Source organism: Mesorhizobium sp. AA22, assembly GCF_001672375.2.
Classification (GTDB): Bacteria; Pseudomonadota; Alphaproteobacteria; order Rhizobiales; family Rhizobiaceae; genus Mesorhizobium; species Mesorhizobium wenxiniae.
Window position 1 is genome coordinate 535,737 of the sequence record NZ_CP048406.1, and the last position, 24,542, is coordinate 560,278.

Here is a 24,542-nt window from a genome sequence, read left to right on the forward strand (position 1 = left end):
GGCGGCGCAGGCGCCTGGGCGAACTCACCGCCTGAGGTGCCCAAGCGGCACGTGGCCCGGCCCCTTGATGTTCTGCAGCACCAGCTGCGTGTGGACATCGCGCACGCCGTCGAGCCGCATCAGCCGGTGCATGACGAAGGCGTTGAGCTCGTCGACCGACGGCACCATCACATGCAGCAGGAAATCGTAATCGCCGGTCATCGTCCAGCACGACGACACCTCGTCCATGCGCTGCACGGCGGCGATGAAGGTTTCGGGCGAACCATCGCTGTGGGTTACGAGGCGCACCTGAATGAACACTTCGACCATCAGGCCGATGGCGCGGCGGCTGAGCACAGCGGCAAAGCCCTTGATGATGCCGGCGCTCTGAAGAGCCTCGAAGCGGCGCGCGCATGGCGTCGTCGAAAGGCCGATCTCCTGGGCCAGTTCGGACACAGGCTTGCGTCCGTCACGTTGCAAGATATCGAGCATCTTGATCTCAAAATCGTCAAACTGAGGCACTTTCACTCTCCTACAGCTTTGCTGTGGTGGCTTTTACCTCAAATCGCGTATTCGAGCCATCATCAAAGCGGATTTGCCTCACCGGACCCGGCTAAACTTTTATGATTAGTCGTGATTTCCAGGGAGAACAGCCATGACGATGAGCGTTGCCGATTATGCGCGCGAATGCGCGGCGCAAGGCCTTCGCGGCGACTATTCGGTCTGCCGTGCCGACTTCACCGTGGAGCAGAGCTACAACTACACCGCCGACGAGCAGGCGGTGTGGCGTACACTGTGCGACCGCCAGACGAAGCTTACGCAAAAGCTGGCACACCAGTCCTATCTCGACGGCGTCGCCACGCTGGGCCTGCTCGACAGGATTCCGGATTTCGGTGTCGTCAGCGAAAAGCTGCGCAAGCTTACAGGTTGGGAAATCGTCGCCGTGCCGGGCCTCATTCCCGCACCAGCCTTCTTTGTCCACCTCGCCAACAGGCGCTTCCCGGTGACCAACTGGCTGCGGACGAAACAAGAGCTCGACTACATCGTCGAGCCGGACATGTTCCACGACTTCTTCGGCCATGTGCCGGCGCTGACGCAGCCGGTCTTTGCCGATTTCATGCAGATGTATGGCGAGAAGGCCGAGCATCTGATCGCGCTCGGCGGCGACGAGATGATCAGCCGCCTCTACTGGTACACTGTCGAATACGGGCTGATCCAGGAAGCCGGCCAACCGCTGAAGGCTTTCGGCGCCGGGCTGATGTCGTCCTTTGCGGAACTTCAATTCGCGATTGAAAGCAAGGACGCGCACCATGTCCCCTTCGATCTGGAAACGGTGATGCGCACCAGCTACGAGATCGACAAGTTCCAGCGCGCCTATTTCGTGCTGTCGTCCTTCGACGTTTTGCGCAATGCCTTCCAGAACGTCGCCGACATGGCAGCGATCATCGGACGCCACAAGGGCAAGCCGGCGCTCGACCCGGCGAAACTTTAGACGCTGGCAGGCTCGGACGCTCGCAGCCGATCCGCGCAGGCGTTATTGGTGGCTCACTGTCATGACGATCCCTCGGCCGGCCCGGCTGGGCCGGCCTTCTACACGCCGATGAGCTTGCCGAGGTGGTCGCCCAGCCGGCAGGCCAATGCGACGATTGTCGTCGTCGGGTTGCATTCGCCGGACGTGCAGAACACGGAGGAACCGCCGACATAGAGATTGTCCATGCCGTGCACCTTCGAGTTGGCGTCCACCACGCTCTTGGTCACATCCGTGCCCATACGCGTGCCGCCCATATGGTGGTGACCGGCCAGTTCCTCATTAGTCGGATAGTCCCCGCCACTGGCGAGCCAGTCGGCGATGCGCACCCGGCCGAGATCCTTCCGGACGAGCGTCTTGCCGAACAGCCTCAAGCCCTCGAGGAGCGTGCGGCGCTCCAGCTCCGACTTTTTCCAGTGCAGCTCGATGCGCGGCACGCCGGCATGGTCGACATCGGTCTTCGACAACCGGATCTGGTTCGAGGCCAGCGGCGCCTGTTCCCAGGCGACATAGAGCTGGGCGGCGCAGCGCAAGTTCTGGCTGAGCTGATAGGATACCCATTCCGCCATCTCGGGCACCGTGCAGGCGAGGTCGGCGATGACGCTTTTGATGCCGGGGTACGGCGTCTCGATCAGCCTGATGCCGAAATTCATGATCTCGAGGCGCTCCATGGCCGCCAGCGTCGGCGAGAAGAAAGCCTCGTTGGTGGCGTCGACCTCGAACTCGCTATAGTCGGCGAGGATGGCATTGCCGCCCTCGAAGGTCGGATGCTCCATCCAATAGCGGCCGAGCGCTGTCGCCTTCGGCACCACGCCGCCGTTCGAGCGCTGGTTCGACCACAGAAGCAGCCGCGAGTTTTCCAAGCCGCCCGTGCATACGATGAAATAGTCGGCGATGAAAGAGCCGGCATTCTGGCCGTTCGACCACAGTTTGGCGCCGGTCACCCTCTTGCCGTCGCCGGTAAGCTCGGTGGCATAGGTGCTGAGCACCACAGCCACGTTCCTGCTCCTGTCGAGTTCGTCGGCGAATTTTTCACCGAAGCGTACGGCCGGGCTCTTGATCAGCTGCACCCAGCGAATATCGTCCGAGATCGGCACATCCGGCCGGAAGTCGGGAAGTTCCAGCATGTCCTGGACTTCGGGCAGATAGGGCTCGATTTCGGCACGGCTGATCGGCCAGCCGGTATCCGGCGCCCAGGCCTTGGGCTCGAAGTCCTGGCTGTCGAGCACCCGGCACCAGCCGGCCCAGTGATTGGAACTGCCGCCCATGAAGCGCAACCGGGTGATGTCGAGATCGAAATAGGGGTCGCCGACCGTGACGCCGCGGTAGAAATCCTGCGAATCGTCGCTGAACTCGCGGGAGCCTGCCTCCAGCACCACAACCGGAATGCCGGCCGCGCCAAGCTTCCTGGCAATCGTGGTGCCGGCTGGCCCGGAGCCGAGTATGCAGACCTTGGCGGCGAAGTTCGCAGCGCGAAATGCCTCATAGCTGTCGAAGATCAAGTGAGATCGCTCCTTTTGAGGATCCAACCATTGACCTCGACGATCGCGTCCGGATCGGTATCGGGCAGCTTGCGGAACAGCGACAGGGCCGGCAATGCGATCAGCGCCTGCACGATCGTGCGGCGCGATATTTTCTTGGTGAAGAAACTCATGGCACGTCTCTCGATGGCTTCGATCCACGCATGGCGTTCCCTGAACATACTCGCCAGGAGAAGCCAATTCCGTGCCAAACCTAGCGCCACACTTTGCTTAAGCCGTGTAAGCGGTCTGGCTGAGTCCAAACAGCGTTAGGATTTCCTTAATGAGCGAGACCGCTCAGGCCGCTTCGGAAATGTCCCTGTCCAGGATGGTCAGATTACGGCCGCGATGCTTGGCCTGGTAAAGGCGATGGTCGGCGGCACGCATCAGATCCGATACGCCGGCATCCGCGCCGCAGGTGACACCGCCGATGCTGACGGTGAGGGGTATGACCCGCTCATCGACGGGACGGAAGCGGATCAGTTCGACTTCACGGCGAATGCGTTCGGCGACGCGTTTGGCTTCCTGTTCGGTGGCGCCGACCAGAAACGCACCGAATTCCTCGCCGCCGATGCGGCCGATCACGTCGCCGCTGCGCACCCCGCGCTCGATCGCGCTTGCAATAAGGAGCAACGCCTCGTCGCCGGTCAGGTGGCCGTAGCTGTCGTTGATGATCTTGAAGTGGTCGGCATCGATGATCAGCAAAGCACCGCGATCGGATTTACGCCGGGAGGCGTCGAGCGCGGCAAAGAAGTTCTCGCGGTTGAGCATGCCGGTCATGTCGTCGCGGCTCGCTTTTTCCGACAGGCGCCGATGCGCTGCGGCGAGCTGGGCATGAGCGCGGGCGAGGTCGCGATGGGCGCTTTTCAACCTCTCGCCCTGCCAGAACGTGTAGGCGCCGGCGATCCAGGCGAGCGCCAGGGGGCAGACCGTGGATGTCAGCCAGATCGTGCGGTTGATCGGAAAGCCCATTGCCGGGACGACAATGAGCGTCAACAAAAGCGAGACCGCGAGGGAGGCGAAAGCGACGGCGGCGGACTTCAGAAATATGCGGCTCATCGCTGGCTCCCCCCTGAACCGTCTCTGTGCCAGCAAGCCCTGAATGCCACCTTTCGGCGATGCCTAAATTTTGAATCATCGCGCCATTTCCGCTACTCGCAACGCGCATAAGTTGTGGATAAAGCCTCTGCCAAAAGTATGGTTTCGTGCCATAAGGATTGCATGACCATGCTCCCGGATCCCGCACGCTTTGCCCATGTCACCGACTGGGTGTTCGACCTCGACAACACGCTCTATCCGCACCATTCGAACCTGTTCTCGCAGATCGACGTAAAGATGACTGCCTATGTCGGAGAACTGCTGACGCTGCCACGCGACGATGCCCGCAAGCTGCAGAAGGAACTCTACCGGGAATACGGCACGACGCTGAACGGTCTGATGGCGCGCCACGGCATCGATCCCGACGACTTTCTCGAGAAGGTTCATGACATCGACTATTCCTGGCTGGTTCCCGATCCCGTTCTCGGCACCGCCATCCGCCAGCTTCCCGGCCGCAAGTTCATCTTCACCAATGGCGACCGCAGGCATGCCGAACGCACCGCGCGCCAACTCGGCATCCTCGACCATTTCGACGACATCTTCGATATCGTCGCTGCCGGGCTGAACCCCAAGCCGGCGCGCCAAACCTACGAGAAATTTGCGGAACTTCACGCCGTCACCGGCCACAATGCGGTGATGTTCGAGGATCTGGCCCGCAACCTGTCCGTGCCGAAATCGCTGGGCATGACCACGGTGCTGGTCGTGCCGCGCAACTTCGAGCCGACCTTCTCGGAGATATGGGAACGTGACCCGGCCAATGAAGATGATGTGGATTTCGTCACCGACGATCTTGCCGAATTCCTCACCGCGATCGTCGACGTCACTGCTTGAGGCAGTTGCTTCGTGCAAAGCCGGATCGATACCGCAGCCCCGCGGCCTAAAGCTTGTAGAAACGGCTGATAATCCCCCAGGCCTCGTCGGCGGTGTCGACGAAATCGATGATGTCCTGGTCGCCGGGGGTGATTGTGCCTTGCTCGGCGAGGAAATCGAGGTCGATCGCCCTTTTCCAGAACGCCTTGCCGAACAGGATCACCGGCACGCGCTCCATGCGGCCGGTCTGGATCAGGGTCAGCGTCTCGAAGAATTCGTCCATCGTGCCGAAGCCGCCCGGAAACACCGCGACAGCCTTGGCGCGCATGACGAAATGCATCTTGCGGACAGCGAAATAGTGGAAGTTGAAACAGAGCTCCGGCGTCACATAAGCATTCGGCGCCTGCTCGTGCGGCAATACGATGTTGAGGCCGATCGACGGTGCGCCAACATCGTCGGCGCCGCGGTTGCCGGCTTCCATGACGCCGGGTCCGCCGCCAGTCACCACGACGAATTCGCGATAATAAGAGGTGGCCGACTGCTGCGAGCAGAGGCGGGCGAATTTTCGTGCTTCCTCGTAATATTTACTGTTTTTCTCGAGGTTCTTCTTCTGCGTCTCGTTTTTGGCCGCCCAGGCTTCGCCGTCCGGCTCGGGGATGCGCGCCCCGCCGAACAGGATGACGGTCGAGCGGATGCCGCGCTCGGCCAGGATCATCTCCGGCTTCAACAGTTCGAGCTGCAGCCTGACCGCGCGCAATTCGCGCCGCGTCATGAAGTCGGGATCGTTCCAGGCCAGCCGGTAGGTCTCGGCACGCGTCTGCGGCGTGTCCGGCACGCTTTTCGACCGCTCCAGATCCTCGTCCGAATGCGGCAGCGGCGTCCACCCCGCCTTTTCCATAGGAGTCATATTACCTGCCCGTCCAATTATTCACTTGCGCCGTCCCGTGACGCAGCCGCGATTGACCCTCACCAAGCCTTCACATAGGGTCCGGCGACTTTCAAAACAGGTTAAGGTGCGGCCCCTTAACAGCTTGGTAATGGAGCGAATTCATGTCGAAGCCCGATCTGGGGAGCCTCGAAAAGACTATCGAAACCGCCTTCGAGGAACGCGAGACGATTTCGACGGCAACCCGCGGCGCGACGCGCGACGCCATCCAGTCAGCGCTGGACCTGCTCGACCGGGGTATCGCCCGCGTTGCCGAGCGCCAAGCCGACGGCAAATGGCATGTCAACCAGTGGCTGAAGAAAGCGGTGCTGCTGTCGTTCCGGCTCAACCCGATGGAGATCATCAAGGGTGGTCCGGGCCAGGCCGTGTGGTGGGACAAGGTGCCGTCGAAATTCGATGGCTGGAGTGCTATCGATTTCGAGAAGGCAGGTTTCCGCGCCGTGCCGTCGTCGATCGTGCGGCGCTCCGCCTATGTCGCGCCAGGTGCCGTGCTGATGCCGTCCTTCGTCAATGTCGGCGCCTATGTCGACAGCGGCACAATGGTCGACACATGGGCCTCGGTCGGCTCCTGCGCCCAGATCGGCAAGAATGTGCATCTGTCGGGCGGCGTTGGCATCGGCGGCGTGCTGGAGCCGATGCAGGCCGGCCCCACCATCATCGAGGACAATTGCTTCATCGGCGCACGCTCCGAGGTGGTCGAAGGCTGCATTGTGCGCGAGGGCTCGGTGCTCGGCATGGGCGTCTTCATCGGCCAGTCGACCAAGATCGTCGACCGCGCCACCGGTGAGGTCTTCTACGGCGAAGTGCCGGCCAATTCCGTCGTCGTCGCCGGCTCGATGCCCGGCAAGCCGTTGCCCAAGGGCGAGCCCGGTCCGAGTCTTTACTGTGCCGTCATCGTCAAGCGGGTCGATGCCAGGACCCGTTCCAAAACCTCGATCAATGAACTGCTTCGCGATTGATCCTTCGCAAAAAACGGACGCACCCGCTTGCTCGACAGACCTCGATTTCTATGGCTTTTCTTCAGCCTTTCCGGGCGAGTGAACCCAAGTGCCTATGTCTTGGCGGGTCTTTTACCGCTCCTGGTTCAGCTTTTTCTGCTCTACCAGTTCTCACGAACGCCGCTAGGCACCGCCGCAAGTCAGTACTGGGCGCTCGCCTGGTGGATCGCTGTGGTTGTCTCGACATGGTCGACCTTTGCGCTAACGGCGAAGCGGTTCCACGATTTCGGCAAGCCTACCTACTACGCATTGATCTCTCTCATCGTCGGCGCCATTCTCCTTATCATTTTGGCCTTTTTCAAAAGTGATCCCGGACCCAACCGCTACGGCCAACGCACCAATGCGCCGGCCGAATCCTGAGCGCCGATCGGGTATCTAGCCATGCGCTACCGTACGCTTGATTCGAAACTGATCATCGAAACCGCCGAACGACTGGAAAAACGCGTCGCCGAGCGGTTTCCCCATGCAGGCTTGCGTGGCGTCGCCATAGAACTTGTGTCGCTGTCGCGTGATCTGGCCAAGGCGGCGAAGGCGTTGGAGGCGCCGATCTGGTGGCTGCGCGGCGTCGTCATCGCCGCCATTGCCGCCGGTGCGCTGATATTCCTGTTCGTCGGCACCATCCTGCCGCTCGGCCGTATCTCGGGAACCGACGACGCCGTCCAGTCGGTGCAAGGCATCGAATCGTTGATCAACATGATCATCCTCGCGGTGCTCGGCTTCCTGGCCTTGATCCGGACCGAGGAGCGCATCAAGCGCAAGCGGGTGTTTCGCAAGCTTCACGGCTTGCGATCGCTGATCCATGTCATCGACATGCATCAGCTGACCAAGGATCCGGCAGCGCTTTCAACCGAATTCAAGCCGACATCGCATTCACCGGCACGCATAACCGACCGTGCCGATCTCGCCCGCTATCTCGACTATTGCTCCGAAATGCTGTCGATCACCGGCAAGGTCGCCGCGCTGTTCGCCCAGTCGGTCAACGACAATGTGGTCGTCGATGGCGTCAACGACATCGAGTCCCTGAGTTCCAACCTGTCGCGGAAGATCTGGCAAAAGATCACGCTGATCGACGGTCCCTTGCGGTCGGCTCGTCCAGGTACCTAAGCTAATCTTAATCACCTTGGTCCAGCATGCCCCGTGGAGACTGTGTCGACCGGCACGGAGCACTCGACTGGCACACGACGAACCCCTGGCCAACCCGAAAACGCGCGGAAAGCGAAGCGCCGGCGCGCGGCTGTTCGCCTGGTTTTCTTCACCGATCAGAGCGGAGCCGGAAGCTGTCCGCGCGCGGCTTCTCGATACCACTTTCGACCGCAAATTCGCTGTCCTGTTCGGCAGCATCAGCGTCCTGGTGCTGGCAGTCAGCGCCGCGGTCGTCACCGGCGACCGGTGGCCTTACGCGTGGATCGCGGCCGACCTCGTCCTGTTTGCCGCCCGCTTCCTGCTGATGCGGGAATGTGAGCGGGCCCGCAAGCGCGGGGGAACGGGACCGCTGGCAGGCCTCATGGCCGCCGGAGGGCCATGGTCGGTGATTTTCGGCCTCGGCTGCTATGGCTGCGTCGTCAGCGGGAATGTGGCGCTCGCCGTGCTGGCTGCCCTGAATGTCGCAGGCGTCGTAGGCGTGGTGTCGTCCCGCAACGCAGCGACCCCGCGCTACGCCATATTCGTCATGCTGGCCGTAAGCCTGCCTTTCCTGGTTGGCGCGCTGTTTTCTCCGGCGCCCGGAATGTCTATCGTCGGATTTCAAGTGCCGTTCTATGTAGCCGGCGTCATCATCGTGCTGCTTCAAAATCATGCGATCAACGTCCGCATGATCCGCGCCGAACTGGACAATCGCGATCTGGCGATCAAGGACGCGCTGACCGGCCTGCCAAACCGCATGTTCCTTCAGGAGAAACTGCGCGGCATGTGCAGCGAGCTTGCGGCGCCGGCAGCAAATGGCGGCAGGCCGTTTGCCGTTCTCAGCATGGACCTCGACGGCTTCAAACACGTCAATGACCGCTTCGGCCACGCGGTCGGCGACATGCTGCTACGCAAGGTGGCCGAACGATTGAAACGCGCTTTCCGACCGGGGGATGTGGTCTTTCGCATCGGCGGTGACGAATTCGTAATCCTGCTGCCCGGCACGTCCGAGATCGAAGCCACCTATCTGGCAAAGCGGGCCATTGAGAAGATTTCGGTACCTTTCGACCTTGGCCTGGGCACCGCAATACCCATCGGGTTGAGCATTGGAAGCGCCTTCGCGCCTGCCGACGGCGGCGAGCCTGAAATTCTTCTCACCTGTTCCGATCACGCGCTCTATGAAGCCAAGCGCACCGGCAAGGGCCGTTACTGGGCACATGTGCGGGCCGCGAACTGACGATCACAGCGATCATTGGGGCTTTTGTGCCTCCGTCCATCCAACATCCCGCCTGAAGCGCCGCGTATGACGCGATTCATGCGACGCGCTTTAAGTCTTTGTCTCTTATGCATGTCGCTGTCCCAAAACCGCTGCGCACCCAGGGGTCAAGCGCGGGGTCAAGCCCGAGGGCATGCTTTTGGGCGACACTAGGCCTGCGGCTATACGGCATGAAACCATAATCTTGGCGGGATGGCTGGCCCTTATGTCTGGCCGTGACAGGCCTTGCGCTTTCGACTATCGCTTTTGCCCATGACGTTGCCGACCGATCCCGCTTCAAATCTCGCCGCCCTCATCCGCTGCCCCTCGGTGACGCCCATTGAGGGTGGGGCACTGAGCACGCTGGAAAAAATGCTGAAACCACTCGGCTTTTCCGTCGAGCGCCCGGTGTTTTCGGACGACGGCACGCCCGATATCGAAAATCTCTATGCGCGGCGCTCCGGCAACGGTCCGCACCTGATGTTCGCCGGGCATACCGACGTGGTGCCGGTCGGCGACGAGGCCTCATGGACGCATCCGCCTTTCGCCGCGGAGATCGCCAAAGGCGAGATGTTCGGCCGCGGTGCTGTCGACATGAAGGGCGGCATAGCCTGTTTCATCGCCGCGGTGGCGCGCCATCTCGGTTCGAAAGGCGGCCTGAAAGGCTCGGTCTCGCTGCTGATCACCGGCGACGAAGAAGGGCCGGCCATCAACGGCACGACAAAGCTGCTCGAATGGGCGGCCGCCAAGGGCGAGAAATGGGATGCGTCTATCGTCGGCGAGCCGACCAATCCCGACGCGTTGGGCGACATGATCAAGATCGGCCGGCGCGGCTCCTTGTCCGGCAGCATCACCGTCAACGGCCGCCAGGGCCACGCCGCCTACCCGCAGCTTGCCGACAATCCGGTGCGCGGGCTGATGACGCTGGTCGAAGCCTTGCTGCACCCCGTCTTCGACAACGGCACCAAGGACTTCCAGCCGACCAATCTGGAGGTGACCTCGATCGATGTCGGCAATCCGGCCACCAATGTCATTCCGGCAAAGGCGACGGCCACCTTCAACATCCGCTTCAACGACACATGGACCGCCGAGACCATCCAGGCGGAAATCCACAATCGCCTCGACAAGGCGGCGAAGCGCAAGAAATACCGGGCCGGCAAGACGACGCCGGTCGATTACGAGCTTGTCTGGCGCGACCGGCCGAGCCACGTCTTCCTCACCCGCGACGACCGTCTGATCGAAGCGCTCAGCGGTTCGGTCAAGGCGGTGATCGGCAGGAAGCCGGCGCTTTCCACCTCCGGGGGCACCTCCGACGCGCGCTTCATCAAGGACTATTGTCCAGTGGTCGAATTCGGTCTGGTCGGCAAGACCATGCATATGGTCGATGAACGCGTCGCGCTTGCCGACCTCGAGACGCTGACGCAGATCTATCAACGCTTCATCGAAGACTGGTTCGAGCAAGGCGCATCGTAATCATGCTTTCGTCCGATGAAACCTATGCATCGCTGACCGGCGCCTGGCGACTGATGCTCGGCAAGGCCGACGGGCTGCGCCAGCTCGACCTTTCGGCCGACGGTTTCTGGAATTCCTTCTTCGCCATCGTTGTCGCGGCACCTGCGCTGATCGTCGGCTGGGTCGGCCTTGCCAATGAGATCGGCGATCCGAATGCATTCGCGGGGCGCTTCGGCATGCTGATCCGGCTGGCGACGGTCGACATCGGCGCCTGGGTGTTGCCGCTCGTCGGCCTTGCCCTGGTCGCGCCGCGCGCCGGCATTGGCGGGCGCTTCGTCCACTATGTCGTCGCCAGCAACTGGGCGTCTGCGATCATCGCCTGGATAATGCTGCCAGCAGCGCTGATCAGGCTTTTCCTGCCGTCCGCCAACGAGTTTGCCGTACTGGCGTCGCTGCTTTTGTTTGCGCTGTCGATGATCCTGACCTGGCGGATGACAAACGCCGCCATCGGCAGGGGCGCAGCTGTCGGCAGCGCTGTCTTCGCCGGCATGTTCGTGGCGTCGCTGGTCGTTCTGTTCGGCCTGGAGGCGCTGCTCGGCATCGGTGCACCGGCTTAATGCATGTCGCCCGAAAGTGCGCAGCGGTTTTGGGACATGCATAAAAACAGGAACTTAAAGCGGGTCGGATGAATCCTTTCAGACGCGACGCGCCTTAGTCGACCTTCGGATAATCCACACCGACGAGAAAAAGTCCGTCGGGCGGCGCCACCTGGCCACAGGCGGCACGGTCGCGCGCGTCGAGCGCCGCCTTCAGGTCGGCAACCGTCCAGCCGCCTTCGCCGACGCGCTTCAGCGAGCCGACCATCGAGCGCACCTGATTATGCAGGAACGAGCGCGCCGAGGCTCGCACTTCGATCACGTCACACAGCCGACCGACATCCAGCCGGTCGAGCGTCCGGACCGGGCTGTCGGCCTGGCACTGGGTCGAGCGAAACGTGGTGAAATCATGCCGCCCCAGCAGCACCTTTGCCGCCTCGTGCATAGCCTCGGCGTCGAGCCGCTTCGGCACCCACCAGATCTTGCCCTTGTCGAGTGCCGCCGGCGCGCGTCGGTTGACGATGCGGTAGAGATAGTGGCGGCCGATCGCCGAGAAACGCGCGTCGAAGCTATCAGGCACGACAGCCGCCTTGAGGATGGCGATGCGCGCCTTGGCCGTTTGCAGGTGGGCATTGACGGCATCGCGCACCTTGTCATCAGGCCATGCCTTGACGAGATCGACATGCGCCACCTGAGCAGTCGCATGGACGCCGGCATCGGTGCGGCCGGCGCTGCGCAGCGAGACCTGTTCGCCGCAGAACCTCTCGATCGCCTGCTCGATCGCCTGCTGCACCGAAGGCTGGTCTGCCTGGCGCTGCCAGCCGGCATAGAGGCTGCCGTCATATTCGATGTCGAGGCGAAAACGCGGCATTCCTAAGCGGGATTGAGGTTAGGCGGCGAGCGCGGAGCTAAAGGCTGAAGCGTAGACCAGTCTGCCGGTCTCAGGCGCCTCGCCCCAGGCCAGCGCCTGCAACGCTTCGCCCTGGTACTCGCTTTCGAACTTTTCGGCGCGCGCATGGCTGTAGCCGAAGCGGCCATAATAGGCAGGATCGCCAAGCACTACCGCCAGCGCCTCGCCGGCTTCCTTCAGTCGGATATGCGCCTCGCGGATCAGCGCGCCGCCGATGCCGGTGCCATGGAATGACGGCTCGACCGCCAGGGGCGCCAGCGCCACGGCCGAAAAGCTCTTGCCGCCGTTTTGCACGAAAAGCCGCGAAAACAGGATATGGCCGACCACCTGTCCATCTTCTTCCGCCACCAGTTCGACGACGGCGTCGCCGCCGCTGACCAGTGCATCGACCAATCCGGCCTCCGCCTGCTGGCCGAATGCGTGTTCCTCGACAAGGCGAATCGCCTCGCGGTCTCGCGGCGTCGCCGCGCGTATTGACATCATGCTCATGAGAACTTCATTCCTTTTTCGAGCTTGGCCCCGTGCAGAAACTCCTGCGCGGCAATGGGCCTTCCGCCCGCACGTTGAACTTCGACCAACCTGATCGCGCCTGACCCGCAGGCGACCGTCAGCCGGTCGTCGAGAATTCCTCCCGGCTCGCCGGCGCCTTGCGAAAGCGTCGAGCGAAGCAGTTTCAGCCGTTCCAGACGGCCGCCGATTTCGGTCTCGCACCATGCGCCGGGAAAGGGCGACAGGCCGCGAATATGATTGTGGACTTCGCCCGCAGGCCGCGTCCAGTCCATGCGCGTCTCCGCTTTATCGATTTTTTTGGCGTAGGTCACCCCCGCCGTCGCCTGAGTGGTAAATGTCAGGGTATCCCGTTCCAGCCGTGCCAGCGCTTCCGCCATCCGCGCGGCGCCAATGAGCATCAACCGATCGTGCAGGTCGCCGGCCGTCATATCGGGTCCGATGGCGCATTTTTCGACCATGGCTACCGGGCCGGTGTCCAGGCCTTCTTCCATCCGCATGACCATCATGCCTGTCTCGGAATCGCCGGCCATGACGGCGCGCTGGATGGGGGCGGCGCCGCGCCAGCGCGGCAACAGCGACGCGTGACCATTGAGGCAGCCGAGCCGCGGCGCCTCGAGAATGGGTTTGGGCAACAGCAATCCATAGGCGACGACCACGGCGACATCGGCCCGCAAGGCGCGGAACACCTGCTGCTCGACCTCGCTTTTCAGCGACACCGGCGTCCGCACCTCGACGCCCAGTTGCTCCGCCTCGCGCTGAACCGGCGACCGCATCAGTCCCAGCCCGCGGCGACCGGCGGCGCGCGGTGGCTGGGTATAGACGGCTTCTATCTCATGCCCGGCTTCCGCGATCGCCCGCAGCGTCGGAACGGAAAATTCGGGGGTACCCATGAAGATGACGCGCAGGGGCATTTTGAGCCTACCCCACCAACTTGCCCGGCGCCTTGTTGCCTGCCTTGTCCCTGGCGAGCTTCTTGAACTTCTTCACCACCATGTCGCGCTTCAGCTTCGAGATGTGGTCGATGAACAGAACGCCGTTGAGATGGTCGATCTCATGCTGCAGGCAGGTCGCCATCAGCCCTTCGGCCTCGATCTCCTGCAGCTTGCCGTCACGATCGAGATATTTCACCCGCACGGCGGCGGGGCGCTCGACCTCGGCATAGTAATCCGGGATCGACAGGCAACCCTCCTCGTAGACCGAGCGCTGATCGGCGCTCTCGAGGATTTCGGGATTGATAAAGACATGCGGCGCCGGCGTCTCGTCTTCCTTGGCGAGGTCAACCACCAGCATGCGCAGCGGTTCGCCGACCTGGATCGCCGCCAGACCGATGCCCGGCGCATCATACATGGTCTCCAGCATGTCGTCGGCCAGTTTGCGCAAAGCGCCGTCGACACGCTCGACCGGCTTTGAAACCTGGCGCAGGACGGGATCGGGAAGGATGATAAGCGGCTTGATCGACATGGCGTCTCACCTAAGACCTCGAATGAAAAGCGTCAACCGGGGCATTTGCAGCGCCGTTCACGTTTTGATCTGTCCCGTCAGGCCGAATCATCTATGCTGTCCAATATGAACGAGTTGACCACCATCCTGTCCGAACCGGTCGCCCGGCTCGGCGCCACCAGGATCACGCTCGGCCACGCATTGGCATTCGGCGCGATCCTGTTCCTCGGGCTGTTCGTGGCGCTCGTCGTCGCGCTGTGGCGCTCGGCCAAGGCGCGTGCGGTGGCTGCCGCCGAAGCCGCCGACCACGCCCGCGACGCCGAGGCGCGGATGGCCGGTATCTTGCAAAGCCAGGCCGAGATGCAGGGCCGCATGGGCGCCATCGCCGAAGTGTTCGGGGCGCGGCAGGCCGAACTCACACAGTCGATCGGCCAACGCCTCGACGCGATGACCGGCCGTCTCGGCCAGACCATGACCGAGCAGACGAAATCGACGCATGAGAGCCTCGCCAAGCTGCAGGAGCGGCTGGCGGTCATCGATACGGCGCAGGGCAACATCCAGTCGCTCGCCGGCCAGGTCGTTCAACTTCAGGCGATCCTCTCCAACAAGCAGACGCGCGGCGCCTTCGGCCAGTCGCGCATGGAGGCGATCGTCGCCGACGGCCTGCCGCACGGCGCCTATGAATTCCAGGCGACCCTGTCGAACGGAAGCCGGCCCGACTGCCTGGTGAAGATGCCGAATGGGGCGCCCGCACTTGCCATCGACGCCAAGTTTCCGCTGGAAGCCTGGAATGCCATCCGTGCCGCCGAAGGCGCCGATTTGCAGAAGTTCGCCGCACAAGCGTTCCGGCGCGATATTGAGGTGCATGTCCGCGATATTTCCGAAAAATACCTGATCCAGGGCGAGACGCAGGACACCGCCTTCATGTTCGTTCCGTCGGAATCGGTGTTCGCCGAGATCCACGAGAATTTCGAGGGGATTGTCCACAAAGCGCACCGCGCCCGAATAGTCATCGTCTCGCCGTCGCTGCTGATGCTGTCGATCCAGGTCATCCAGGCGATCCTCAAGGACGCCCGCATGCGCGAGCAGGCGCATCTGATCCAGGGCGAAGTCATCCGGCTGATGGAGGATGTCTCGCGCCTCGACGAGCGGGTGCGCAAGCTGCAGAGCCATTTCGGCCAGTCGGCGAAGGATATCGACGACATCCTTGTCTCGACGACGAAGGTGACCAAGCGCGGCCAGAAGATCGAGGCGCTGGAGTTCGGCGCGCAGCCGACGGAGGAAGACGCCGGATCGGCCGGGACGACACATGGGACCGGCGCGAGGGCCGAAGCAGGCGCACGCGTCGCGGACTCCAAGACCGGCCAGCTGAGGCTAAGGGTGGTCGAAGGCGACGACTGAGAGGCTACTGCTCCTCCACGATCGTCGTGCCTGCGAATTCCGGCAGCCAGTGCAGCGCCGAGCGGTGCCAGATCTGTTTTCTCGGGATCAGTTGTTCGCGCTGTCGCGCCGTGCCGACCCTGATGCCGTAGACTTTCGGCCCGTCGCCGACCGACGTGGCATAGAGATGCGAACCGCACTCGCCGCAAAAAGCCTGGGCGCGCCTGGCGCCGCTCGGTGCGGTCTTGATGTAGATCTTCGGCGTGCCCTTGGTGATCCGGTAATGGTCCTCCGGCGCCGGCACGGTCACGCGGAAGGCCGTGCCCGTCAGTTGCTGGCAATCGGTGCAGTGGCAGATACTGGTCTTTTCCGGATCGACTTCCGCCTCGTAAGTGATGGCGCCGCAATGGCACCCGCCGTCGATCTTCATTTTCATTCCTCCCAAAATCCGTTCGGCAATGCTTGAGCGAGGTGCGCCCGTTTGGACACATAGCATGTGGCGAGCGCCGCGCAGTTCACTTTCGGGACCCGCCATGCGCCGCCATGGTGTACCGCATCGTTTCCATCCGCTGTAAGCCTATCGATCCATGCGCCGAAGCTCCACACGCAGCACAACGCACGAGCCGTCCAGTCGTTCAAAGCGATAGGCCAAAGCCCTAGAGAGTCGGACAGTGGCTTTGAGCGTTCCTTCTCCAAGCGTGAGAACAGTCCAGTTGGCCGGGCGCCGCAGGATACGCTTCGCGGGACACTTTCTTTTCCGAAGCGCTCTCCGGCCGCAGAAGTCTCAGCCTTGCCGGAGGTGAACTTCTGACCCTGAGCCGTTATCCCGGAGCGCATTCCGGGCCCCATTTGCGACACCCCCTTCACTGATTCACTGCCCGTATAGTGCGCTGTGAGGTGGGGCTTAGCAACAACCGCTCAAGTTCGGTCGGTCGTTGCAGGGCTGACGTGTTTTCATCGAGCCAAGACTGACGCTAGTACCTTGCCGGGAATGAGCTATAATTCAGATGCTAGTGACTGCCGGGCGCTTGCACAATGGCTGGACTGGGTGAACAGATTGCGCGTCAGCAGCGCACCATGGGACCGCTCCTGGTAGCGGCAGTGGTCATCGGCCTTATAGGTCTGCCCGTCGCAGCCTGGCTCGACCTTCGAGACCTATCGGAACGGATGCTGCGCACGCAAGCCAGCGAAATCAGCCGGATCATCGACGAAATGCGCGGATTCTACGGCAGCGAAGTCGTGGGACGCGTGCTGCAAGCAGACGACGCCGTGACCGCGACGCACAACTACCGGGACGTGCAAGGCGCGATCCCTATTCCAGCAACCCTCTCGATCGAACTCGGCAAGCGCATCAGCGCTCACGACGGGTCCGTCAAATATCGGTTCGTCTCGGATCTACCTTTCAAAGGTCGCGACCCCCATCAGCTCGATGCATTCGAGCGGAATGCAATCTTTGCTTTGCGCGCCAACCCGAGGGAGCCGATCATCGAAGTCTCGGGTTCGCTGTTTGACCGGCACGTCCGCGCCGCAGCCCCGGTTGTAATGGGACAAGTCTGTGTGACCTGCCATAACTCACACCCGGACAGCCCCAAGACGGACTGGAAGGTTGGGGATGTCCGAGGGATCCAGGAGATATCAGTCAATCAGCCCATCGCTGCGAACGTCCTCGCTTTCAAATATCTGCTCCTATATTTCGGCTTCGCGGCGGCGGCGGGCCTGACGTTCATTCTCCTGCAGCGTCGTCAGTCCGCCTTGGTTCAGGGCATCAATAAAGAGCTTTCCGAGGCAAACGACTTCCTGGCCGCGATTTCATTGAAGATCGCCAAATACCTCTCGCCTCAAATTTACAAAAGCATCTTCAGCGGCCAGAAGGACGTCACCATCGCGACCGAGCGCAAGAAGCTCACGATCTTTTTTTCCGACGTCAAGGATTTCACCGCGATCGTGGAACGGCTCCAGCCCGAGGACCTGACGGTTCTCCTCAACGAGTATTTCACCGAGATGTCGACGATCGCGCTCAAACACGGCGCCACCGTCGACAAGTTCATCGGCGACGCGCTTCTTGTGTTCTTCGGAGACCCCGAGACGCAAGGCGTCGAGGAAGACGCGAGAGCCTGCTTGCGCATGGCTGTCGACATGCAGCGCCGGCTGGAGCAGTTGAACAGGGTGTGGCGTGACCGCGGAGTTGAACGGCCCTTCCAAGCTCGCATGGGCATCAACACGGGCTATTGCAATGTTGGAAACTTCGGTTCCGATGATCGGATGGATTACACGATCATCGGAGCCGAAGCGAACTTGGCGGCCCGTCTGCAGTCGATTGCCGAGCCCGGCGGCATCTGCCTCAGCTATGAGACTTACGCGCTCGTCCGCGACCTTGTCCGGGCGCGTCCGTTAGCACCGATTGCCATGAAGGGGATCAGCCGGGAGGTTGTCCCCTACGAAGTCGAGGGCCTCCTGGGTGAACTGGCCCAGCGCCCTCAGGTCATCAGCGAGCACGCGACTGGCCTCGACTTGTTCCTCGATGTTGAGGCAATCGACGAGAACGGGGTCGAGCGGGCGAAGAAACGACTTTCGGAGGCGCTCCTGGCCTTAACCATCCGAAGCAAGCCCGCCGCTTTTTAGGTTTTTGAACGTCTTAGCGCATTTGAGACTTCAACGAAGTGATCTCCATGCCGTGTGAATTTACAGAGCACATTGAGTGCTGCTTCTCCAAACTCAAGCAGTTCCGCCGGGTCGCAACCCGCTTCGAGAAACCCGCCCGCAATTACCGCGCCGTTGTCACTCTCACGGCTATTGTCTTGTGGTTGCGGTAACTGTCCACACGGCCTGGTCGACGATCTTGTTCGTCCAGACCTTGAACCGGCCAGCGTGCCGGGCCCGAAAATATGGGTCAGCGGCACATCGGCTGCATCGCGGCCGGAGGCGATCAGGATGCGGCCGATGCGCGGCGCGTTGTTGTGCGGATCGAAGGCATGCCAGCGGCCGCCGAGATAGACCTCCATCCAGGCGGCGAGGTCCATGTCCGACCACGGTTTCGGCAGGCCGATGTCGCTGATGTAGCCGGTGCAGTAGCGCGTCGGGATGTTCAAGGCGCGGCAGAAGGCGACGGCGAGACGGGCGGCAGACCCCGCTCTGCTCGCGATAGGCTTCGGCCGCCGTGCGCGTCGGCCGCGCATTGCCGTAATTGAAGATGATGTGGTTGTGGACGAAGTCGCAGACCGCCTGCACGCGTGGAATGCCAAGCGGCGTGTGGCCGACAGCCGCCACGCTTCGTTTGCCAGCACGTCGCTCTCGCAATAGCGGCTGGGCAGCAGGAACAGCAGCGTGTTGGACGGCAGGTCGCGCACCTCGTTCTGCCATGCCATCAGACCGCCATCTCGAAAGTGGCGGTATCGCGGATCACCGCGTCCGTGCCGAAGCTGAAGCGACCCGGCGGGGCGACAAGACGGTTGCACCAGTTGCCGAAACTGTCCCGGTAGCTCTCGATCGGCACCGGTGGGTTCGAGGTCAGGAAATCCGGCCGTTCGAGATCCGACGCGCGGGAATAGTGGACGTTGAGCATCGCGATCAGCGGCGTTTCCTGCGGAAAATCGAAGCCCATCTCGCCGCCGATATGGATTCGCATTGTCGTCCTGACCGGCCTGCTGGATCATCACCCGGCGAAGGCACGGGCTGTTGCTGCAGTGCAAAAAAGATCATCGCACGGACCAGCGCGGTTTACGAGCGAATTAGGAACGGTTGACGTCAGCCGGCTGGCGCCGGCGCCAGATTATGCCTCTTGCGGTCGGGCGTTTCTCTTGGTTCATTTCGCTTGCCACAATGGAGGAAACGAATCATGGCTAAAGGTGCGATGAAGGCGGGCAAAGAAGCCCGCAAGCCGAAAAAGGACGCGAAGAAACCCGCCGCTGCCCCGACCCTGAAAGCGCCGCCCGTCAAAGCGACCAAACTCAAGGACAGGTAACTCTCGGCGTTTCGACGCGAGGTCATGACCGGCGGCATTTCAGGACCAATCGACATTCAGCGATTGGTCCTGAAATGCCGCCGGCGTTGCTGTTGATTGGGCACCCGAAATTTTTAAATCAATGCAGTGAGACGGCTTCGCGCTTTCCCCGAAATCGGCCGGGACGACCCGCAATCCAATGGAGCGAGCCGATGTCATGGATTCTTCTCTTCTTCGCTGGCCTGTTCGAGATCGGCTGGGCGATCGGCCTCAAATACACTGATGGCTTTTCGAGGCCGCTGCCGACGGTCTTGACGATAGTCTCGATGGTCGTCAGTCTCGCCTTGCTCGGACTGGCACTGAAGACGCTGCCGGTCGGCACGGCTTATGCGGTGTGGACCGGCATCGGCACCGTCGGCACGGCGCTGCTTGGCATCTGGCTGCTCGGCGAGCCTGCGACCGCGATCAGGCTGGCCTGCATCGCACTCATCGTCTGCGGCATCATGGGATTGAAACTCGCGACCTAAAGCGCGTCGCGTCTGAAGAGATTCATGCGGCGCGCTTTAGTTCTTGTTTTTATGCATGTCGTCCCAAAACCGCTGCGCACTTTTGGGCGACATGCATAGGTTTTGCTGCAAGGCCGCAGCACAAACGCCTTCAGGGCCGCTGCAAGGCGGCCCTGAATTTGATTCGTGAATCGCGCTTTAGGAGCGCTAGCGAGCGGAAAAGCCCGGAGGCGTCCTGCCGGTGCGCTGCTTGCGCGCCGCATAGCGCGCGTCGCGCTTGGCCTTGCGCTCGGCCTCGTCGGCAAGCAAACGAGCGATGCGCTCGTTCTCTTCGGCTTCCCGGATCTTCGCTTCCGCCTGCGCCGCTTCTTCCGCAGCAATACGCGCTGCTTCGGCAGCAGCTTCGCGCTCGGCCTTTTCGGCCGCTTCGCGCGCCAGCTTTTCCTGCTTCAGCCTGGCCTTTTCGGCCTCGCGTATCGCACGAGCTTCGAGGATTGCCTTACGTTCGGCCTGTCGTGCCAGCACCGCTGGATCGTCTGCTGCCGGCCTTGCCTTGAAGCGCTCGAGAAGCGCCTTCTTTGCTTCGTTTGCGGCATTGCGCCGCTCGAAAACGTCTTTTTCCCTATAGATAGCCAAGTCCACTTCCCTGGAGTCAATTTGCGAGGCTTACATACGCGTGAAAACCCAGAGTTCAAGCGCCAAAACGGTATGCCAGCCATGAAATTCTGAGCTGTTGCAGTCGGGAGACGCCTCTTCGGCTGAATTCGGCTGAAACGGACATGCACTGTTCACCATCCGCCCCTCTGGTGGCGCGGCGGACTGGTCGCTACCTGTAGCGCGAAGAACAAAACACTGGGATGACACATGATGGAACTCGGTCTCTATACCTTCGCCGACGTCAGCCCGGAACCGGGCCCTGGTGCCATCGGTGCGCATGAGCGGCTGCGCAACCTGATCGAGGAGATCGAGCTGGCCGACCAGGTCGGCCTCGACGTGTTTGGGCTGGGCGAGCATCACCGTCCCGATTATGCGGCTTCAGCGCCGGTCGTAGCCCTGGCCGCGGCGGCCGAACGCACCCGGCGCATAAAGCTGACCAGCGCGGTCACCGTGCTATCCTCCGACGATCCGGTTCGCGTCTTCCAGCAGTTTGCGACACTCGACCTTCTATCCGGCGGTCGGGCCGAGATCATGGCTGGGCGCGGCTCGTTCATCGAATCCTTTCCGCTGTTCGGCTACAATCTCGAAGATTATGACGAGCTCTTTGCCGAAAAGCTCGACCTGCTGCTTGCCATACGCGACAGCGTCAAGGTGACCTGGTCGGGCAGGCTGCGCGCTTCGATCAACGATCGCGGCGTCTACCCCCGCCCGTTCCAAGGCAGATTGCCGATCTGGATCGCGATCGGCGGCACGCCGCAATCCGCCGCGCGGGCCGGCGCGCTTGGCCTGCCGCTGGCGCTGGCCATCATCGGCGGCGCGCCGGCGCGGTTCGCGCCGCTGTTCGACATTTACAGGGAAGCGGCCAAACGGGCGGGCAACGATCCGGCTGATCTCGCTACCAGCCTCAACGTCCACGGCTTCATCGCCGAGACCACCGACCAGGCGGCTGACGATTTTTATAGGCCGCAGGCCGAGGTGATGAACCGCATTGGCCGCGAGCGCGGCTGGGGTCCGACATCGAGGGCACATTTCGACCAGTCGCGCGGCCCTAACGGCGCGCTGTTCGTCGGCAATCCAGAACAGGTGGCCGAAAAAATCGTTGCCCAGCACAGGATATTCGGCAACGAACGCTTCCTGCTGCAAATGGCGATCGGCACCATGGCGCATGCCAAGGTCATGAAGGCGATCGAACTCTACGGCACGAAGGTCGCGCCGATCGTGCGCAAGGAAACGGCGAAGGCCATCCGGGCCGTGGCAGCGCCGGCCGCCTGATTCGTCGGCAAGATCGTAGGGCTAAGGTCATCATCAACGCCGGCTAACGCATCGACCCGAAAATCGGAATCGATTTTCGGAAAGCACGATGCGTAGATTCAAAGTGTCAGAGCGCACTTTGTGCGTCCAAGTGGACGCACGTCGCTCTAACGGAACTTTGAAGCCGCAAAGGCGTTTCCGCCCACGGTCTACGCCAATCGCGGTGTGCCGCCGAGGGCCAGAATGAAAGCCGAACCCGCCGCTTCGGGCGCAGGCGCTGCCGATAGCCCGGATTCGCGCGCCGAGGCGCGTGCGGATACCCATCTGGTGCGTTCGCTGCTCGTTGGCATCTTCATCCTTATGGCGATCTTCGCGCTCTACTTCGCCCGTGCCTTCTTCATGCCGGTCATTCTGGCTTTCCTGCTGGCACTGACGCTGACGCCGATCGTCCGCTTCCTGCGCAAGCACGGCTTGCCCGATGCCATGTCGGCGACATTGCTGGTGCTGCTGTCGTTCTGCGTCATCGCTGTCGCAGGGTATTTGCTCAGCGGCCCGGTCATCGACCTCATCAACAACACCTCGTCGATCGGCCAGCAGCTTGCGGAACGTCTGGCGCAACTGCGCCGTCCGTTCGAAAGGATCGTGGAGATTTCGCGTCAGATAGAGGGACTAACGCAGACCTCCCAGGAGCCCGGCGTTCAGAGGGTGGCCATGGCGCCATCGGGCATTCTCTCGCAAGCCGCCGGCAATGTGCTGTCGGCCGGCACCAGCGTCACCATTGTCTTCGTCCTGTCGCTGTTCCTGCTCGCCTCCGGCACGATGTTCTATGAGAAGATTGTCCAGTCCTTCCCCAGTCTCAGCGAAAAGAAGCGGGCGCTGCGCGTCGTCTACGACGTTGAACGTGAAATCTCGCACTATCTGCTCACCGTCACGGTCATCAACGCAGGCCTCGGCACGGTCATCGGGCTCGGCCTGTGGGCCCTCGGCGTGCCCAACGCTCAGGTCTGGAGCGCGGCAGCGGCTCTGCTTAATTTCCTGCCCTATATCGGTGCGCTGATTACGATCACGCTGGTTACCGTCATCTCGCTGATCAGCTTCGAGACGATCTCCTATGCGCTGCTGGCGCCAGCATTCGTCATTTTGTGCGACGTCATCGAAGGCCAGTTTGTGACGCCGACTGTGGTTGGCCGCCGCCTCGAGATCAACGCCGTGGCGATCCTCATCGCCATTGCCTTCTGGTCCTGGTTGTGGGGCTTCGTCGGCGCGCTGATGGCGGTGCCGCTGCTGGTCGTCATCAAGGTGTTCTGCGATCATTTCGACGGCCTCAGCCATGTCGGCAATTTCCTGGCGGCGCAGCATACGGCGGTTGAGGACGAAGAGATTTCAGAGACCGAGAAGGCGGCGGGCGTATGATCCGGGAACCGAGATAAGTTCCGGAGGGAATCCCTCGGACGCAAATGCCAGAGCGTCCTTTGCGGCTGCTTGGACGCGCGGCGTCTGTTCAATTTTTTGAATTTGCGGCCTTGGCAGTCGCTTCCTACATCCCTCCCGTCCATAGGATCCCCGCCCATGACCGCTCTTTCCGTTCTCGACCTGTCGCCGATCGTCGAAGGCAGCAACGCTTCGCAATCGCTCGCCAATTCACTCGATCTCGCCCGCCATGCCGAGCGGCTGGGATATAGGCGCTATTGGCTGGCCGAGCATCACAACATGCCTGGCATCGCCAGCGCCGCCACCTCCGTCGTCATTGCCCACGTCGCAGGCGGTACCAGGACGATACGAGTCGGCGCCGGCGGCATCATGCTGCCCAACCATTCGCCGCTGGTCATCGCCGAGCAGTTCGGCACGCTCAACGCATTGCATCCCGGCCGCATCGACCTCGGCCTCGGCCGGGCGCCGGGCACCGACATGGGCACGGCGCGCGCGCTGCGCCGCAATCTCGAGGCCGGCGCCGACAGTTTCCCGCAGGATGTCGTCGAGCTGATGGGCTATTTCCAGGCGGCCGAAGACGGTCAGCGTATCCGCGCCGTACCCGGCGAGGGCGAGCAGGTGCCGATCTGGATCCTGGGCTCAAGCCTCTATGGCGCACAGCTCGCAGCCATGCTCGGCCTGCCCTACGCCTTCGCCTCGCATTTCGCACCGGCCGAACTCGACCACGCACTGGAGATCTACCGCTCGCGCTTCCAGCCATCGAAACAGCTCGACAAGCCCTATGTCATGCTCGGCCTCAACGTGTTCGCGGCGCCCTCCGACGCTGAGGCGCGGCTGCTGTTCACCTCGCTGCAGCAGGCCTTCGTCAATCTGCGCACCGGCCGGCCCGGCCGATTGCCGCCGCCGGTCGAGGGATATGAGCGCGACCTCGATCCGATGGCCAAAACCATGCTTGGCCAGGCGCTGTCCTGCGCCGTCGTCGGCGCCCCGGAAACGGTCAGGCAAGGCATAGAAGCGTTTATCCGTCGCACCAGTGCCGACGAGCTGATGGTCACCGCGCAGATTTTCGACCACGCAGCGCGGGTGCGATCCTTCGAGATCCTGAGCGACGCCCACAAATCGCTGTCGGAAGCGGCCTGACAGCGGCACGGCTGGAAAGCCGTTGTGTAGCGATGCCTCGCGCCCCCCTCTGGCCTGCCGGACACCTCCCCGG

At 62.2% G+C, this 24,542-nt stretch carries 26 protein-coding genes and 2 pseudogenes; 16 read left to right on the plus strand and 12 right to left on the minus strand.

Going from position 1 to position 24,542, the window contains the following annotated elements; all coding sequences use genetic code 11:
• Nucleotides 1-24 precede the first annotated feature (24 nt).
• Nucleotides 25-501 carry an Lrp/AsnC family transcriptional regulator gene (locus A9K68_RS02520; protein ID WP_029347288.1) on the minus strand — a complete coding sequence of 159 codons (477 nt, stop codon included), beginning with the start codon at nucleotides 499-501 and terminating at the stop codon, nucleotides 25-27.
• 133 nt (nucleotides 502-634) lie between these two features.
• Here A9K68_RS02520 and phhA point away from each other — a divergent pair, with 133 nt between their 5' ends.
• On the plus strand, nucleotides 635-1,471 hold the full coding sequence (gene phhA, locus A9K68_RS02525) for a phenylalanine 4-monooxygenase (protein ID WP_029347286.1): 837 nt from the start codon (nucleotides 635-637) through the stop codon (nucleotides 1,469-1,471).
• Between the two features lie 98 nt (nucleotides 1,472-1,569).
• On the opposite strand, the gene A9K68_RS02530 is transcribed toward phhA, so the two are convergent.
• The 3 genes from A9K68_RS02530 to A9K68_RS02535 all read right to left on the minus strand — a co-directional run bounded on the left by A9K68_RS02530 (nucleotide 1,570) and on the right by A9K68_RS02535 (nucleotide 4,086).
• A complete protein-coding gene (locus tag A9K68_RS02530; RefSeq protein ID WP_065011611.1) occupies nucleotides 1,570-3,009 on the minus strand; it encodes a GMC family oxidoreductase in 1,440 nt (479 codons plus the stop codon).
• Nucleotides 3,006-3,161: a hypothetical protein gene (locus tag A9K68_RS31210; RefSeq protein WP_101918682.1), complete on the minus strand. Its 156-nt coding sequence runs from the start codon at nucleotides 3,159-3,161 to the stop codon at nucleotides 3,006-3,008. Before A9K68_RS31210 ends, A9K68_RS02530 begins: the two co-directional genes overlap by 4 nt.
• Before the next feature lie 163 nt (nucleotides 3,162-3,324).
• Entirely contained in the window at nucleotides 3,325-4,086 is a 762-nt protein-coding gene (locus A9K68_RS02535) for a GGDEF domain-containing protein (protein WP_065011613.1), read from the minus strand.
• 162 nt (nucleotides 4,087-4,248) lie between these two features.
• Between A9K68_RS02535 and A9K68_RS02540 the strand changes: the two genes are divergently transcribed.
• The gene (locus tag A9K68_RS02540) at nucleotides 4,249-4,956 is read left to right on the plus strand and encodes a pyrimidine 5'-nucleotidase (RefSeq protein WP_029347281.1); all 708 of its coding nucleotides are present in this window, start codon (nucleotides 4,249-4,251) and stop codon (nucleotides 4,954-4,956) included.
• Nucleotides 4,957-5,002: 46 nt separating this feature from the next.
• On the opposite strand, the gene A9K68_RS02545 is transcribed toward A9K68_RS02540, so the two are convergent.
• Nucleotides 5,003-5,842 (minus strand): LOG family protein, encoded by an 840-nt coding sequence (locus A9K68_RS02545; RefSeq protein WP_082982714.1) that lies wholly within the window; start codon nucleotides 5,840-5,842, stop codon nucleotides 5,003-5,005.
• 143 nt (nucleotides 5,843-5,985) lie between these two features.
• Here A9K68_RS02545 and dapD point away from each other — a divergent pair, with 143 nt between their 5' ends.
• The 6 genes from dapD to A9K68_RS02575 all read left to right on the plus strand — a co-directional run bounded on the left by dapD (nucleotide 5,986) and on the right by A9K68_RS02575 (nucleotide 11,325).
• Nucleotides 5,986-6,840, plus strand: coding sequence for a 2,3,4,5-tetrahydropyridine-2,6-dicarboxylate N-succinyltransferase (gene dapD, locus A9K68_RS02550; protein ID WP_029347279.1), 855 nt, complete (start codon nucleotides 5,986-5,988; stop codon nucleotides 6,838-6,840).
• A gap of 27 nt (nucleotides 6,841-6,867) precedes the next feature.
• Nucleotides 6,868-7,239: a DUF805 domain-containing protein gene (locus A9K68_RS02555; RefSeq protein WP_065011615.1), complete on the plus strand. Its 372-nt coding sequence runs from the start codon at nucleotides 6,868-6,870 to the stop codon at nucleotides 7,237-7,239.
• Nucleotides 7,240-7,260: 21 nt separating this feature from the next.
• Nucleotides 7,261-7,983: a hypothetical protein gene (locus tag A9K68_RS02560; protein ID WP_065011616.1), complete on the plus strand. Its 723-nt coding sequence runs from the start codon at nucleotides 7,261-7,263 to the stop codon at nucleotides 7,981-7,983.
• Nucleotides 7,984-8,230: 247 nt separating this feature from the next.
• Entirely contained in the window at nucleotides 8,231-9,238 is a 1,008-nt protein-coding gene (locus A9K68_RS02565; protein WP_156768535.1) for a GGDEF domain-containing protein, read from the plus strand.
• 291 nt (nucleotides 9,239-9,529) lie between these two features.
• Nucleotides 9,530-10,729, plus strand: coding sequence for a succinyl-diaminopimelate desuccinylase (dapE, locus tag A9K68_RS02570; protein ID WP_065011618.1), 1,200 nt, complete (start codon nucleotides 9,530-9,532; stop codon nucleotides 10,727-10,729).
• A gap of 2 nt (nucleotides 10,730-10,731) precedes the next feature.
• Nucleotides 10,732-11,325, plus strand: coding sequence for a transporter (locus A9K68_RS02575; RefSeq protein ID WP_065011619.1), 594 nt, complete (start codon nucleotides 10,732-10,734; stop codon nucleotides 11,323-11,325).
• A 94-nt stretch (nucleotides 11,326-11,419) separates the two neighbouring features.
• Here A9K68_RS02575 and truA read toward each other — a convergent pair whose 3' ends face one another.
• From truA to def, 4 genes are read right to left on the minus strand one after another with little or no spacing between them, the layout of a single operon-like run.
• The gene (gene truA / locus A9K68_RS02580) at nucleotides 11,420-12,175 is read right to left on the minus strand and encodes a tRNA pseudouridine(38-40) synthase TruA (RefSeq protein ID WP_065011620.1); all 756 of its coding nucleotides are present in this window, start codon (nucleotides 12,173-12,175) and stop codon (nucleotides 11,420-11,422) included.
• 18 nt (nucleotides 12,176-12,193) lie between these two features.
• Nucleotides 12,194-12,703, minus strand: a complete 510-nt coding sequence (locus tag A9K68_RS02585) for an N-acetyltransferase (protein WP_029347266.1) — start codon at nucleotides 12,701-12,703, stop codon at nucleotides 12,194-12,196.
• Complete coding sequence (gene fmt, locus A9K68_RS02590) at nucleotides 12,700-13,629, minus strand: methionyl-tRNA formyltransferase (protein WP_203546915.1); 930 nt, start codon at nucleotides 13,627-13,629, stop codon at nucleotides 12,700-12,702. Before fmt ends, A9K68_RS02585 begins: the two co-directional genes overlap by 4 nt.
• A gap of 13 nt (nucleotides 13,630-13,642) precedes the next feature.
• Nucleotides 13,643-14,185 carry a peptide deformylase gene (gene def, locus A9K68_RS02595; protein WP_065011622.1) on the minus strand — a complete coding sequence of 181 codons (543 nt, stop codon included), beginning with the start codon at nucleotides 14,183-14,185 and terminating at the stop codon, nucleotides 13,643-13,645.
• Between the two features lie 105 nt (nucleotides 14,186-14,290).
• On the opposite strand from def, the gene A9K68_RS02600 reads away from it, so the two are divergent.
• Entirely contained in the window at nucleotides 14,291-15,565 is a 1,275-nt protein-coding gene (locus A9K68_RS02600; RefSeq protein WP_065011698.1) for a DNA recombination protein RmuC, read from the plus strand.
• Between the two features lie 4 nt (nucleotides 15,566-15,569).
• Here A9K68_RS02600 and A9K68_RS02605 read toward each other — a convergent pair whose 3' ends face one another.
• Entirely contained in the window at nucleotides 15,570-15,974 is a 405-nt protein-coding gene (locus A9K68_RS02605; RefSeq protein WP_029347257.1) for a GFA family protein, read from the minus strand.
• 605 nt (nucleotides 15,975-16,579) lie between these two features.
• On the opposite strand from A9K68_RS02605, the gene A9K68_RS02610 reads away from it, so the two are divergent.
• Entirely contained in the window at nucleotides 16,580-18,166 is a 1,587-nt protein-coding gene (locus A9K68_RS02610; protein WP_065011623.1) for an adenylate/guanylate cyclase domain-containing protein, read from the plus strand.
• Between the two features lie 68 nt (nucleotides 18,167-18,234).
• Nucleotides 18,235-18,357, plus strand: a pseudogene (locus A9K68_RS02615) (IS5/IS1182 family transposase); the annotation flags it as partial.
• On the opposite strand, the pseudogene A9K68_RS02620 reads toward A9K68_RS02615, so the two are convergent.
• Nucleotides 18,335-19,169, minus strand: a pseudogene (locus A9K68_RS02620) (transglutaminase family protein). The pseudogenes A9K68_RS02615 and A9K68_RS02620 sit on opposite strands and share 23 nt — an antisense overlap.
• 210 nt (nucleotides 19,170-19,379) lie before the next feature.
• Between A9K68_RS02620 and A9K68_RS32230 the strand changes: the two are divergent.
• Both A9K68_RS32230 and sugE read left to right on the plus strand, forming a co-directional pair.
• Nucleotides 19,380-19,505, plus strand: coding sequence for a hypothetical protein (locus A9K68_RS32230; protein WP_082982715.1), 126 nt, complete (start codon nucleotides 19,380-19,382; stop codon nucleotides 19,503-19,505).
• A gap of 191 nt (nucleotides 19,506-19,696) precedes the next feature.
• Nucleotides 19,697-20,011 (plus strand): quaternary ammonium compound efflux SMR transporter SugE, encoded by a 315-nt coding sequence (gene sugE, locus A9K68_RS02625; RefSeq protein ID WP_065011624.1) that lies wholly within the window; start codon nucleotides 19,697-19,699, stop codon nucleotides 20,009-20,011.
• Between the two features lie 186 nt (nucleotides 20,012-20,197).
• On the opposite strand, the gene A9K68_RS02630 is transcribed toward sugE, so the two are convergent.
• A complete protein-coding gene (locus A9K68_RS02630; RefSeq protein WP_065011625.1) occupies nucleotides 20,198-20,626 on the minus strand; it encodes a DUF6481 family protein in 429 nt (142 codons plus the stop codon).
• Nucleotides 20,627-20,857: 231 nt separating this feature from the next.
• On the opposite strand from A9K68_RS02630, the gene A9K68_RS02635 reads away from it, so the two are divergent.
• The 3 genes from A9K68_RS02635 to A9K68_RS02645 all read left to right on the plus strand — a co-directional run bounded on the left by A9K68_RS02635 (nucleotide 20,858) and on the right by A9K68_RS02645 (nucleotide 24,469).
• On the plus strand, nucleotides 20,858-21,919 hold the full coding sequence (locus A9K68_RS02635) for an LLM class flavin-dependent oxidoreductase (RefSeq protein ID WP_065011699.1): 1,062 nt from the start codon (nucleotides 20,858-20,860) through the stop codon (nucleotides 21,917-21,919).
• Between the two features lie 222 nt (nucleotides 21,920-22,141).
• Nucleotides 22,142-23,311, plus strand: a complete 1,170-nt coding sequence (locus A9K68_RS02640; RefSeq protein ID WP_065011626.1) for an AI-2E family transporter — start codon at nucleotides 22,142-22,144, stop codon at nucleotides 23,309-23,311.
• 156 nt (nucleotides 23,312-23,467) lie between these two features.
• Complete coding sequence (locus A9K68_RS02645) at nucleotides 23,468-24,469, plus strand: LLM class flavin-dependent oxidoreductase (RefSeq protein ID WP_065011627.1); 1,002 nt, start codon at nucleotides 23,468-23,470, stop codon at nucleotides 24,467-24,469.
• Nucleotides 24,470-24,542 lie beyond the last annotated feature (73 nt).

What these genes read in the sequence shown, in the direction of transcription:
- phhA (WP_029347286.1), top strand. Translation starts at nt 635, where the DNA reads ATGACGATGAGCGTTGCCGATTATGCGCGCGAATGCGCGGCGCAAGGC.
- A9K68_RS31210 (WP_101918682.1), bottom strand. Translation starts at nt 3,161, where the DNA reads ATGAGTTTCTTCACCAAGAAAATATCGCGCCGCACGATCGTGCAGGCG.
- A9K68_RS02535 (WP_065011613.1), bottom strand. Translation starts at nt 4,086, where the DNA reads ATGAGCCGCATATTTCTGAAGTCCGCCGCCGTCGCTTTCGCCTCCCTC.
- A9K68_RS02540 (WP_029347281.1), top strand. Translation starts at nt 4,249, where the DNA reads ATGACCATGCTCCCGGATCCCGCACGCTTTGCCCATGTCACCGACTGG.
- A9K68_RS02545 (WP_082982714.1), bottom strand. Translation starts at nt 5,842, where the DNA reads ATGACTCCTATGGAAAAGGCGGGGTGGACGCCGCTGCCGCATTCGGAC.
- dapD (WP_029347279.1), top strand. Translation starts at nt 5,986, where the DNA reads ATGTCGAAGCCCGATCTGGGGAGCCTCGAAAAGACTATCGAAACCGCC.
- A9K68_RS02560 (WP_065011616.1), top strand. Translation starts at nt 7,261, where the DNA reads ATGCGCTACCGTACGCTTGATTCGAAACTGATCATCGAAACCGCCGAA.
- dapE (WP_065011618.1), top strand. Translation starts at nt 9,530, where the DNA reads ATGACGTTGCCGACCGATCCCGCTTCAAATCTCGCCGCCCTCATCCGC.
- A9K68_RS02575 (WP_065011619.1), top strand. Translation starts at nt 10,732, where the DNA reads ATGCTTTCGTCCGATGAAACCTATGCATCGCTGACCGGCGCCTGGCGA.
- truA (WP_065011620.1), bottom strand. Translation starts at nt 12,175, where the DNA reads ATGCCGCGTTTTCGCCTCGACATCGAATATGACGGCAGCCTCTATGCC.
- A9K68_RS02585 (WP_029347266.1), bottom strand. Translation starts at nt 12,703, where the DNA reads ATGAGCATGATGTCAATACGCGCGGCGACGCCGCGAGACCGCGAGGCG.
- def (WP_065011622.1), bottom strand. Translation starts at nt 14,185, where the DNA reads ATGTCGATCAAGCCGCTTATCATCCTTCCCGATCCCGTCCTGCGCCAG.
- A9K68_RS02600 (WP_065011698.1), top strand. Translation starts at nt 14,291, where the DNA reads ATGAACGAGTTGACCACCATCCTGTCCGAACCGGTCGCCCGGCTCGGC.
- A9K68_RS02605 (WP_029347257.1), bottom strand. Translation starts at nt 15,974, where the DNA reads ATGAAGATCGACGGCGGGTGCCATTGCGGCGCCATCACTTACGAGGCG.
- A9K68_RS02610 (WP_065011623.1), top strand. Translation starts at nt 16,580, where the DNA reads ATGGCTGGACTGGGTGAACAGATTGCGCGTCAGCAGCGCACCATGGGA.
- A9K68_RS32230 (WP_082982715.1), top strand. Translation starts at nt 19,380, where the DNA reads ATGGCTAAAGGTGCGATGAAGGCGGGCAAAGAAGCCCGCAAGCCGAAA.
- sugE (WP_065011624.1), top strand. Translation starts at nt 19,697, where the DNA reads ATGTCATGGATTCTTCTCTTCTTCGCTGGCCTGTTCGAGATCGGCTGG.
- A9K68_RS02635 (WP_065011699.1), top strand. Translation starts at nt 20,858, where the DNA reads ATGGAACTCGGTCTCTATACCTTCGCCGACGTCAGCCCGGAACCGGGC.
- A9K68_RS02640 (WP_065011626.1), top strand. Translation starts at nt 22,142, where the DNA reads ATGAAAGCCGAACCCGCCGCTTCGGGCGCAGGCGCTGCCGATAGCCCG.
- A9K68_RS02645 (WP_065011627.1), top strand. Translation starts at nt 23,468, where the DNA reads ATGACCGCTCTTTCCGTTCTCGACCTGTCGCCGATCGTCGAAGGCAGC.